The following is an 11,336-nucleotide window of genomic DNA, read 5'->3' as shown; positions in this document are numbered from 1 at the left end:
GTTCGTTCTTGGGCAGCACGGCCGAGATCGCCATGGCGGCCGAGGCGCCGCAGATCGCCACCGAGCCGCCGGTCAGCACGCCAAAGCGCCAGCCCCGGCCCAGAAGCCGCGCGGCGGCGAGGCCGAAGAGGATGGTCAGCACCACCCCGGCGATTACCAGCCCGATCAGCTCTGCGCCCAGCCCCACCATCAGCTCGGCCGAGATCCGCACCCCCAGCAGCGCCACGCCGAAACGCAGCACCGAGCGGGCGGTGAATTCGATGCCCGGCTTGCAGGGGCCGTCTTCGGCCAGGAAGTGAAAGGCAATGCCCAGCAGCAGCGCCATCAGCATCGCCGGCGCGCCATAATGGTCCGAGAGGAATTGCGCCGCGGCAGCGATGACCGCCGCAACAAGAAAGCCGTGCAGCTTGGGTTGCACGATCTCGCGCAGGGCGAAAAGGGCGGAGCGGGGGGCAAGTGCCGTCTGCATGGCGATCCTCGTCAGGGAAAGGGGTCTCCCGGCCCCTGAAGGCCGGGAGAGAGGGGGTTACTCGGCGGCCAGGCGCACCGGGGCGGCCATGTCGGCGCCATCGATCCCGGCGACCTGCACCGGTTTCTTCATCGCATCGCGACGGAAGGGATCGCCCAGTTCCTGGTTGATCATCGCTTCGATCAGCGTGGTCACGCCGTTCTCCATCTGATCCTTGATCGCGGTGTTCAGCGCATCAGTGAGCTCTTCCATGGTGCGCGCCACGACGCCCTTGAGCCCGCAGGCATTGGCAATGCCGGCATAGCTCACCTGGGTGTCGAGCTCGGTGCCGACGAAGTTGTCGTCGAACCAGAGCGTCGAGTTGCGCTTTTCCGCGCCCCACTGGTAGTTGCGGAACACGATCTGCGTGATCGGCGGCCATTCGCCCCGGCCGATGGCGGTCAGTTCGTTCACCGCGATGCCAAAGGCGCCGTCACCGGCAAAACCCACCACCGGGGTGTCCGGCTGGCCGATCTTGGCGCCGACAATCGCCGGCAGACCATAGCCACAGGGGCCGAAGAGACCGGGCGCCAGGTATTTGCGGCCCGCCTCGAAATCCGGGTAGGCGTTGCCGATGGCGCAGTTGTTGCCGATGTCGGACGAGATGATCGCCTCTTTCGGCAGAGCGGCCGAGATCGCCCGCCAGGCCATGCGGGGGGACATCCAGTCGGGCTTGGCTTCCCGCGCACGCTCGTTCCAGGTGGTGCCGGGATCGTCCTGCTCGTGGTCCATGGAGGAGAGCTGCTGCGCCCACCGCGACTTGGTTTCGGCGATGCGGTTCTTGCGCTCTTCGCGGCCTTCGTCGCCGGCGGTGTCGGAGAGCCGCGACAGGATTCCGTTGGCGACCTTGGCGGCGTCCCCGACGATGCCGACCGAGACCTTCTTGGTCAGGCCGATGCGGTCGGGGTTGATGTCGACCTGGATGATCTTGGCGTCCTTGGGCCAGTAATCCATGCCATAGCCCGGCAGGGTCGAGAACGGGTTGAGCCGCGTGCCGAGGCAGAGCACCACATCGGCCTGTGCGATCAGCTCCATGCCCGCCTTGGAACCGTTGTAGCCCAGCGGACCGGCAAACAGCGGATGCGAGCCCGGGAAGGCGTCATTGTGCTGATAGCCGACGCAGACCGGCGCGGTCAGACGTTCGGCCAGATCCTTCGACGCGGTGATACCGCCATTGGACAGGACGACGCCGGCACCGTTCAGGATCACCGGGTTCTTCGCGTTGGAGATCAGCTCCGCCGCCTTCTCGATCGAGGTCTCGCCGCCCGGCGAGGCTTCGAACTCGATCGGGTCGGGCAGGTCGATGTCGATCACCTGAGTCCACATGTCGCGCGGAATGTTGAGCTGCGCCGGCCCGGAGAGCCGCTTGGCCTGGGCGATCACCCGGGTCAGCACCTCGGCGACGCGCGACGGGTCACGCACCTCTTCCTGATAGGCGACCATATCCTCGAACAGCTTCATCTGTTCGACTTCCTGGAAGCCGCCCTGGCCGATGGTCTTGTTGGCCGCCTGCGGAGTCACCAGCAAGAGCGGCGTGTGGTTCCAATAGGCGGTTTTCACCGCGGTGACGAAGTTGGTGATGCCCGGCCCGTTCTGGGCGATCATCATCGACATCTCGCCGGTGGCGCGGGTGTAGCCATCGGCCATCATGCCGGCGCTGCCTTCATGCGCGCAGTCCCAGAAGGTGATCTTGGCCTTGGGGAAGAGGTCCGAGATCGGCATCATGGCCGAGCCGATGATGCCAAAGGCGTGGCGGATGCCGTGGCGTTGCAGAACCTTGACGAAGGCTTCTTCGGTGGTCATTTTCATGGGAATTCTCCTTTTGAACCGGGGGCGTTAGATGATTTCGTCCTTGAGGTAGTACCAGCCGTAGGCCATGCGCTGGCCCAACCTGCGGAACGGTGTGAGCAGCCCGTGCGAGGGCAGCGGCGAATTGAAGATCGGCAGATCGGGGGTTTTTTCGCCGGCGATCTGCTGCGCCATGCGGCGGCCGGCCTGGGCGGAATACATCACCCCGTTGCCGCCATAGCCCATGGCATAGAAAATCCGCGACTCCCGATCCGGCTGGCAGATCCGGGGCATCATGTCGTGGCTGACATCGACCCAGCCCCACCAGGAATAATCCAGGCCGATGCCTTCGAGCGCCGGGAACTTGCGTGCCAGCCCGCGCCGCAGCAGCGCCAGATGCTTGTCGTTCTCGGCATCGCGCCCGGTGACGGCGCTGCGCGAACCGATCTGCATCCGGTTGTCGGGCAACAGACGGTAGTAGTGGCGCAGGGTCCGCGTGTCGGTCAGCGGCGAGGTCACCTGAATGCCGCAGGCCTCGAGCTCTGAGGGCGTCAGCACCCGCGTCACCATCGAGTTCGACAGGATCGGCATCAGCCGATGCTTGGTGCGCTTGTGCAGGCCGACCGGAGTATAGCCGGCCGTGGCGACGGCGACGGTCCTGGTCTTGACCGTGCCGCCCGGCGTGCGCAGGTAGTGCCAGCCGCCCTGCTCCCGCCAGCCCATCACCGGGCTCGCGGTGTGGATGCGCGCGCCCAGACGCCGGGCCATGCGGACATAACCAAAGGCCAGCTTGGCGGCGTGGATGCAGGTGCCATCCGGCTCCCAGAGCGCGCCGGCGGCTTCCTGATCCTTGACATGGTTCGCGTGCAGTTCCTCGCGCGAGAGGATTTTCGCGCCGTAACCGAAGGTCTGGTTCAGCACGTCGCATTCGCGGCGAAGCCCGGCCATCACCTTGTCGCGGTGGGCAATGTAGTAATGGCCGCCGGGCTGCGGATCGCAATCGATCTCCTCGCTGGCGATCAGGTCCTCGAAAAGCCGGAAGGCCTCAGTCACCTCGTCGTGCATGGCGCGCGCCACATCGACGCCCCAGCGCTTGATCCACTGCGACCGCTTGAGCCGGCCCGAGGAGATCTGCGCCTGACCGCCATTGCGGGTGGAGCAGCCCCAGGCCACCGAATTGGCCTCGAGCACCAGGGGTTGCAAGCCGTGATCCTTGGCCAGGTGGATCGCGGTCGACAGGCCGGTATAGCCCGAGCCGATCACCACGACATCAGCCTCGCAATCGGCGGTGATCGGGCCGTCGTCCTCTGGCGCCGGGCCGGCGGTGCCGACCCAGTAGGTCGGCGCGAAGTCCCGGTTGTGGCCCGGCCCCGCGTCGACAATGGGATCATACTTCGGATCGTAGCTGGCCTTGGGCCAGCAGAGAGGGATCGAACCGTCGGGCATCTGGAACAACCTCCTGAGAGTGCGCGGGGAAAGCGGGGATCAGGCCTTGAAGGCCGGGCGGGATTTGCGGAGCGCCTGTTTCACGACGATCTTGCCGTCGCGCAGGGTGAAGAGATCGGCGCCCTCGGCCTCGATCCGCATGCCGTTCGCGTCGGTGCCCGAGAAGGTCCATTCCGACACCGCACGGTCGCCGTGCACGAAATGCGAATGGTGATCCCAATGCGCATCGGTCATGCCGGCCCAGACCCCGGAGAATGCCTTGGCAATGGCCTCGGCCCCGTCCACCCTGGCGCCGAATTTCTCGTCGCCGCCAACGGTGTAGAACACACAATCCTCGGCGAAATGGGTCATCACGCCATCGATGTCGTGACGGTTGAAGGCGTCGAAGGTGGCGGCCAGATCGTCGGCGGTCAGGGTTTTCTCAAGCGTGGTAGTCATGTCATGTCCTTTCATTTGGCGGGTGTGTCGGCGTCATCCCGATAGGGGATGATCAGCGTGGGAATGTCGGATCGGCGCAGCACCCGCTTGGCGACGGTGCCGAGGAAGCTGTGCGACAGCCCGTGGTCATGGGTGCCCATGACGATCAGGTCGCAGCCCAGCTCGCGGGCGCGGCGCAAGATCACCTCGGCCGGATAGCCATCGGTCACCTCGACGCTGGTCACCTGATCGCGGACCTTGCGGTCTTTGTCCTCCAGCGCCGCCCAGAAGCGCGCCTGGCGCTCGGCCAGCAGCTTGCGCACCATTTCATGCCGCGCCCGGGTGGCGGATGTCCGGCTGTCCTCGTTCACAACGAAAAGCTCGAAGGTGATGCGGGCGTCTTCCGAGACCGGCTCGTTGACGTGCAGTACGTGGATCTTTGCCCCGGTGGCCTGCGCCAGGCTGGCGGTGTGGCGCAGCGCATAGGTCGAATTGCGCGACAGGTTGGTGGCAAAGAGGATGTGGGTAACGCTTGGTGTCATGTCCCCTGCCCCGCTCAGTAGCCCAGGAGCCGCGGCAGCCACAGGGACAGCTCTGGCACGAAGGCGATGATGAAGATGGTGATCGTGTTGATCGCGGCGAAGGGCAGCGCCCGGAGCGAGATTTCCTCGATCGAGATGTTCGAGATGCCCGAGGCGATGAAGAGGTTTTCGCCCAGCGGCGGGGTCTGGAAGCCGATGCCGAGCGCGCAGACCATGACCACGCCGAAGTGGATCGGGTCGATGCCGACGCTGTAGGCCACCGGCAGCATCACCGGCACCAGGATCAGGATCGTGGCCAGCGTCTCCATGAACATGCCGACGAAGAGAAGGAAGAAGATGATCAGCGCCCAGATGACATAGATGTTCGAGGTGAGATCGAGCATCGACTCGGCGATCATCGCGGGGATCTGGTTTTCCACCAGCAGCCGGCCAAAGACGGTGGCGGTGAAGAGGATCAGCAGCACCCGACCGGTGAGCCAGGTGGTGGCTTCCAGTGACTGGAACAGGGATTTCCAGGTCAGCTCGCGATAGATCACGACGCCGACAAAGAGCGTATAGGCGATGGCGACGATGGCGGCCTCGGTCGGGGTGAAAAAGCCGGTGTAGATGCCGCCCAGGATCACCAGCGGCGCCATCAGCGACCAGAAGCCCTTGTAAAGCTGGGTGGTGATGGTCTGCATCGACCAGCCTTCGGCATTGCCGGAATAGCCACGCTTGCGGGCCAGCAGGAAGTTCATCAAGAGCAGCGACGAGGCGATCAGGAAGGCCGGCACGAAACCCGCGATGAAGAGCTTGGAGATCGACACCGACTGAAAGGTGCCATGTTCGGCCACGGCCTCGGGCGGCGGCACCATGCCAAGGGCGGCGATGCCGAAGATCACCATCGGGATCGACGGCGGAATGACGATGCCAAGGCCCCCGGACGAGGCGGTGACAGCGGATGCATAGCCCTTGTCATAGCCGCGACGGATCATCGCCGGGATCATCAGCATGCCCACGGCGGCGGTGGTTGCCGGGCCCGAGCCCGAGATCGCGCCAAAGAACAGGCAGGCCATGACGGTGGCGGCGGAAATGCCGCCGGTGAACGGCCCGGCAAAGCTCTCGGCGACATTGATCAGCCGCTTCGAGATGCCGGCGGCCTCCATCAGCGCGCCGGCCAGAATGAAGGCGGGCAGCGCCATCAGCGGGAACGACCCGACCGAAGTAAAGGCGATCTGCACGAATTTGATCGGGTTGTCGCCCAGCACGACGAAGGAGACCAGCGACGAGACGCCAAGCGCCACGGTGATCGGCGCGCCGATGATCAGAAGCAGCAGGAACGAGCCGAACAGCAGGGTGGTGATTTCGGTTTCCATCGCTCAGGCCTCCTGCACGCGGGTTGCGGGGGTTTCGGCCTGGATGGCGTCGAGGTCGATCTGGTCGGGGTCGGACACGTCGTCACCGCGCACCAGCTTGATGTAATTCACCTGAAGGATGCGGATCGTCATCAGGGTGAAGGCCACGGGCAGCACCACATAGACCCATTTCATCTCGATCCCGAGGGTCTGGCTTTTCCAGAACTTGTTCATCTTGTTGAAGACAAAGTCGTAGGACAGCCAGATGAAGGTGACATTGAAGGCCACCCAGAACAGATCGGCAAAGGCCTCGATCCATTTCACGTGGCGGCGCGGCAGGAATCGGAACTGAAACGTGACGCGGTTGTGTGCGCCCTTCAGCGCCGCGTAACTGGCACCGAAGAACACGAACCAGACGAACATGTAGACGCTGAGTTCCTCGATCCACGAGAAGGAATAGCCAAACACCTCGCGCGCCACGATCTGAACGAAGAGCAGCAGCACGAAGCCGCTGAGCAGCGTGCGGCAGATGAGGCTTTCGAGATTGTTGAAGATGCGGGCCAGCATGGGGCACTCCTGTCCTGTTCGGGGAAGCGCGGGTCTGCGCTTCCCCGTCCGGTCGGCCGGTTTGGGGAGGGGAACCGGGTTAGTTGGTGGCGACCGGATCGCGGCCGATGGCGGCCAGCGCCTCGTTCAGCTTTTCGACACCGCCGATCGAATCATAGAACTGCGGCCAGACTTCGCTGGTGGCGAGATCGATGAATTCCTGCTCGCCGTCCGCGGGGTCGGAGATCTGCATGCCGCGCTCGACCAGCACGTTCTTGATCTGCTCTTCCTGCTCGCGCAGATACTGGGCCGAAAATTCGGTGGCCGCCTGCCCCGCGTCCAGAACGGCCTGTTGTTCCTCTTCCGACAAGCCCTGGAACACCGCTTCCGACACGATCAGCGGCTCGATCGAGAACAGGTAGCGCAGATTGGTGACGTGGCTCTGAACCTCGTCGAATTTCATTGAGTAAACAGTGATATAGGGGTTGTCCTGACCGTCCACCACGCCAGTTTGCAGGCCGGCGAACGTCTCGGACCAGGCCATCGGCGTCGGGTTCACACCCCAGGCCTTGTAGGTGGCGATCATGATCTCGTTTTTCGGCACGCGCACCACCAGGTCCTGAAGATCGGCGACGGTGGTCACGGGTTTCTTCGAGTTGGTAAGGACGCGAAAGCCGGAATAGGCCCAGCCGAGGATGCGCACGCCACTGTCACGCAGGGTGTTTTCCACCAGCTCTTGGCCGATCGGGCCCTGGGTCAGGGTTTCGGCATCCTCGAGGCTCAGCATCATGTAGGGCAGGGTCAGCACGCCGACGCTGGGCGAAAACGGCGTGACGTTGTTGATCGCGAGGATCGAGAAATCCAGCAGGCCCATGGCGGCGTCATTGACGGTGTCTTGCTCGGAGCCAAGCTGGCCGTTGAGAAACAGCGTGCCGGTATGAGCGCCGCCGGTATTTTCCTCGAGCGCGGCGACGAAGGCCTTGCCAAGCGCTTCCTGGGTGCCGCCGGCGCCATCGCCGACCGCGATCTTGAAATTCTTGGCCGAGGCCGGAGCCGCCGCGATCAGCGCCGCCAGCGAGACCGCCGTGCCGAAACGCGCCAGTTTTCCAATGAAAGTCATGCCATCCTCCCGAGGCAGTTAAAATTTCCCGCCTCGGGGTTCGTTATCCCAAAGCACGATGGGGCCGGTATAGGGCGTTTCAATGCGTGCAAAAATGTGCCAGATTGAAAGTATGGTTTCATAAATCGGAAACATTGCCATGGCCCGACAGATGCTCATCCCGCAGATCGGCAATGCCGACCTGAAACTGTTGCGGATTTTCAAGACGGTGGCGGAATGCGGCGGCATCTCGGCCGCCGAATCCGAGCTAAACACCGGCCGCTCGACGATTTCGAAACACCTGTCCGACCTGGAAACACGACTTGGCTTTCGACTGTGCAACCGAGGGCCCGCCGGGTTTTTCTTGACCGACGAAGGCGCGCAGGTTCTGACGGCCACCGATGCGCTTCTGGAATCGGTGCGCGACTTTCGCACCCGGATGAACGAGGTGCGGCAAAAACTGGTCGGCACACTGCGCATCGCCGCCTTCGATCAGAGCATTTCCAACCCCGAGGCGCGGCTGAGCCATGCGCTGCGGCTGTTTTCGGACCGTGCGCCGGATGTCGATCTCGACCTGTCGATGTTGCCGCCCAACATTATCGAGGCACGGCTTCAGGAGGGACAGCTCGATATCGGCATCATCGCCCGTCACCGCCCCCTGCCCGGCCTCGATTACATGCCGGTGCATGGCGAGGACATGTACCTCTATTGCGGCCGCGGTCACCCGTTCTTTGACGCACCCGAGGCGCTCGATCTGGAAACGGTGCGTGGCGCGCGATATGCTGGTATCTCGTTCAACTCGCCCAACCTCCAGGTCGGGCAATCACTGAACATGCGGTCCCGGGCCGTGGTGCAGAACGAGATGATGCTGGCGATGCTGGTGCTGTCGGGCCAATACGTCGGCTTCATCCCGGCCCATATGGCCGAGCAATTCGAGCAGCAGGACAAAATGCGCCGGGTGCTGCCAGACCAGATTCACTATCGCACCTCCTTTGCCGCCGCCACCCGCCGCGCACCCGAGCCGAACCGGCTGACCCGGGTGTTCCTCGATGTGCTGCGCGAAACCTATCCCGCCGGATCCCCTGCCCCGCAAAGCAGAACGCCCGCCAATGTGGGCGGGCGTTGCGGGTAACCCATGGGTTACGGTCGCTGTGGTAACCCGCGGGTTACCGGTTCAGCGCGGCCTCGAAAGCCTCGATCGCGTGTTGCAGCCGCTTGCGATCGACCGACGAGAAATCGATCTCTGACAGGATGCGGCATTCGCCCTTGCGGGCGGTCACCTTGGTGCTGCCGACGTGAAATTCGTACTTCACGCTTTTCTCAGCCTGCGGCTTGCGCGGCGTCTGGGCGGTGCCATCGGCAAAGCGGCGCAGGATGGCGGTCTGCTCTTCGGCGGTCTCCGCCTCTGCCAGATCCGCACGCAGGGCCGGCGCCAGATCGGGCGCCCCCTGCAACCGCCGCGCCACCTCGACCCCCAGATTGCGCGCCACCGCCTTGGGGAATTTCAGCGCCGTGTCCAGCTCGTCCAGCAGGAAGACGAAGCTGCGGATATAACTGCGCTTCATCTTGTGCAGCGAAGCATAGATCCGGCTGACCAGATCGGCGGCCGCCTGCCCCTCCTCGCGCGCCGCGATGATCGCCACCTGTGCCATCTCGGCAAAGGTCAGGTCTTCGCGAATGACGTTCTCCTCGACCATGTCGATATAGAGATCGATGCGGTTCACCGCGCCGTCATCGACCCGCGCCACCGCATGGGCAAAGCGGTCGTCGGCGGTTTCCTTGTAAAGCTGTCGCAGCGCGGTCAGCCGTCGCCAGCCTTTCTTGAGCTGATAGCCGCCGGCGACGGCAAAGACCTCGATCGGCTCCTTCTGGCCGCGTTCGCGGATCGAGGTCTTGAGTTCCTCCATCTCGTCCGAGGCGGCCACCGCGTCGAGATCGAGCCTGTCACGCGGCAGGGCGTCAGTCTGGATGTCACCGAGCGCGATCTCGACAAGCACCCGGCCCTCGCCCTGCGCCCGGCGCCATTCCTTGGCGTCGGACGCATTCTGCCGGCGCTGCTCGACCAGGCTCTCGGTGCTTTCGGCCAGCGATCCGGCCGCTTCGCGCACCGCGGCCCCCATCGGGCCGACCTCGCGTTTGCGCTTGGGGGTGTCCGGCGTCTCGATCGGGCCGAAACCGAATTTGTTCTTGCTCATGCCTCAACCTCCTCTTTTGCCTCGCGCCGCTCCCAGGCGCGCAACACCACCTCCTTGAACTCGTCATAGGTGGCATCGAACGACTGGCGCGCGCGCTTCCATGTCTCGCGCGTCATCTGGCGATAATCCTGTTCGTAGACCGACATCTGAAAGCGCCCCGATTGCTCGACCGCGCGGGTCATCTCGATGGCGTTGTTGCAGACGTCGGCGCCAAAGACATTGCGGAACGCCTCCATCATCGCGACATGCAACGGGTTCGACGCCTCGAAACGGGTCATCAGCAGCCGGATGTCATCGAACTGCTTGGGCAGAGTGATACCGGCGTCCTGGGCGATCCTGGCATACCCCTCCGAAATATCCTCGAGCGCATCGCCGAGCTGGCCCAGAAAGCTGGTGGTGCTGTCATATTCCCAATAGCCGGGGCCGGAGGGGATATAGAGGATATCGGCGGCAAAGGCGGCGTTCAGCGACTGATAGCCGATGGCGGGCGGGCAATCGAAGATGATCAGATCGAATTGGTCGTCCGGCAACTCGTCCAGATATCGCGCGACGCAGCCAAAGAAGCTCCAGGCCTTGTGCATCGAGCGATATTGCGCGCTGGCAAATTCGACAAAAGCGGCATTGGCGCAAGAGGGAATGATGTCGATGGTGGGCCAGGCGGTTTTCTGGATGAAATCCTGCACCCGTTGGGCGCCGATCGATTGCACATCCTCCGGCAGCTCGTCGGCGGTGGGGTAGGGGCAATCGGCGGGGTCGTCATAGGCGGCGGCAATGCGGTCGGCCTCGCGGCAGAGATCGCGGCACATGATGCCCCAGACGGTGTTCCATTCCTTGACCTCGACCAGCCCCATGGAATGGGTCAGGGTCGCCTGCGGATCGAAATCGACCACCAGCACGCGGTAGCCGTCGAGCGCGGCGGCATTGGCCAGGTGCTGCGCCACCACCGTCTTGCCGACACCGCCCTTGAAGTTCGACACCGCGACCCGCATCGCCCGGCCGCCGGGGCGTTTGGGCAGCAGGGTCTTGCCGCGAAACCGGATGCGGCGGCGCAGCTCGTTGATCTCGGCCAGCGAGAACCAGCGCTGCCGGCCGTCCTCTTCGGTGGCGCCCTGCGGCAGCGACGGGTCGTCGGCCAGCTTCTTGCGCAAGGTATCGGCAGGCACGTTGAACATGAACTGGCTGATTTCCCAGATCGAGAACGGACGCAGGATTTTCTCTTCGCCCGGAGAGAAGGTCGCCTTGCGGACCGCCGCCTGTTGCGCAAGGCTTCGTTCGTTCATCGATTGCAGGTTGGAATGATCTCGCATGACCTCACTCGCGTTTTATGCTATTGAAGCCTGAATAACCGGATTTTACCGAAGCGCAAAACGCAGAAATCCCGAAATCGCGATTTTTGCCGGAAGCGCCGGGAAAAACGGGAAATTTGTGGAGAACCTGCAACGAATTGGGTGACACCGTGAT

Annotated in this window: 11 protein-coding genes; 1 reads left to right on the top strand and 10 read right to left on the bottom strand. The window is 63.7% G+C overall.

Going from position 1 to position 11,336, the window contains the following annotated elements:
- The 8 genes from PVW49_RS14480 to PVW49_RS14445 all read right to left on the bottom strand — a co-directional run.
- The coding region (locus PVW49_RS14480) for a putative sulfate exporter family transporter (protein WP_274590878.1) at positions 1–469 on the bottom strand (469 nt) is incomplete at its 3' end.
- Between the two features lie 57 nt (positions 470–526).
- Entirely contained in the window at positions 527–2,317 is a 1,791-nt protein-coding gene (gene xsc / locus PVW49_RS14475; protein ID WP_274590877.1) for a sulfoacetaldehyde acetyltransferase, read from the bottom strand.
- A gap of 27 nt (positions 2,318–2,344) precedes the next feature.
- Positions 2,345–3,742 carry an NAD(P)/FAD-dependent oxidoreductase gene (locus PVW49_RS14470; protein WP_274590876.1) on the bottom strand — a complete coding sequence of 466 codons (1,398 nt, stop codon included), beginning with the start codon at positions 3,740–3,742 and terminating at the stop codon, positions 2,345–2,347.
- Positions 3,743–3,781: 39 nt separating this feature from the next.
- Entirely contained in the window at positions 3,782–4,180 is a 399-nt protein-coding gene (locus PVW49_RS14465; RefSeq protein WP_048535739.1) for a nuclear transport factor 2 family protein, read from the bottom strand.
- 11 nt (positions 4,181–4,191) lie between these two features.
- Positions 4,192–4,701, bottom strand: a complete 510-nt coding sequence (locus PVW49_RS14460; protein WP_074837750.1) for a universal stress protein — start codon at positions 4,699–4,701, stop codon at positions 4,192–4,194.
- 14 nt (positions 4,702–4,715) lie between these two features.
- Positions 4,716–6,056 (bottom strand): TRAP transporter large permease, encoded by a 1,341-nt coding sequence (locus PVW49_RS14455; protein WP_048535736.1) that lies wholly within the window; start codon positions 6,054–6,056, stop codon positions 4,716–4,718.
- Between the two features lie 3 nt (positions 6,057–6,059).
- Complete coding sequence (locus tag PVW49_RS14450) at positions 6,060–6,602, bottom strand: TRAP transporter small permease (RefSeq protein ID WP_048535734.1); 543 nt, start codon at positions 6,600–6,602, stop codon at positions 6,060–6,062.
- A 79-nt stretch (positions 6,603–6,681) separates the two neighbouring features.
- A complete protein-coding gene (locus PVW49_RS14445) occupies positions 6,682–7,701 on the bottom strand; it encodes a TRAP transporter substrate-binding protein (protein WP_274590875.1) in 1,020 nt (339 codons plus the stop codon).
- A 139-nt stretch (positions 7,702–7,840) separates the two neighbouring features.
- On the opposite strand from PVW49_RS14445, the gene PVW49_RS14440 reads away from it, so the two are divergent.
- A complete protein-coding gene (locus PVW49_RS14440) occupies positions 7,841–8,812 on the top strand; it encodes a LysR family transcriptional regulator (protein ID WP_274590874.1) in 972 nt (323 codons plus the stop codon).
- Positions 8,813–8,846: 34 nt separating this feature from the next.
- Here the strand turns inward: PVW49_RS14440 and PVW49_RS14435 are convergent, their stop codons facing one another.
- Together PVW49_RS14435 and PVW49_RS14430 are read right to left on the bottom strand one after the other, a co-directional pair.
- Positions 8,847–9,875, bottom strand: a complete 1,029-nt coding sequence (locus PVW49_RS14435; RefSeq protein ID WP_274590873.1) for a ParB/RepB/Spo0J family partition protein — start codon at positions 9,873–9,875, stop codon at positions 8,847–8,849.
- A complete protein-coding gene (locus PVW49_RS14430) occupies positions 9,872–11,182 on the bottom strand; it encodes an AAA family ATPase (RefSeq protein ID WP_139211457.1) in 1,311 nt (436 codons plus the stop codon). Before PVW49_RS14430 ends, PVW49_RS14435 begins: the two co-directional genes overlap by 4 nt.
- Positions 11,183–11,336: the final 154 nt, after the last annotated feature.

Origin of the sequence: Marinovum sp. PR37, from assembly GCF_028807375.1 — a bacterium.
GTDB lineage: Bacteria > Pseudomonadota > Alphaproteobacteria > Rhodobacterales > Rhodobacteraceae > Marinovum > Marinovum algicola.
The sequence above is the reverse complement of the archived record's forward strand: the minus strand, read 5'-3'. Positions and strand labels throughout refer to the sequence as shown.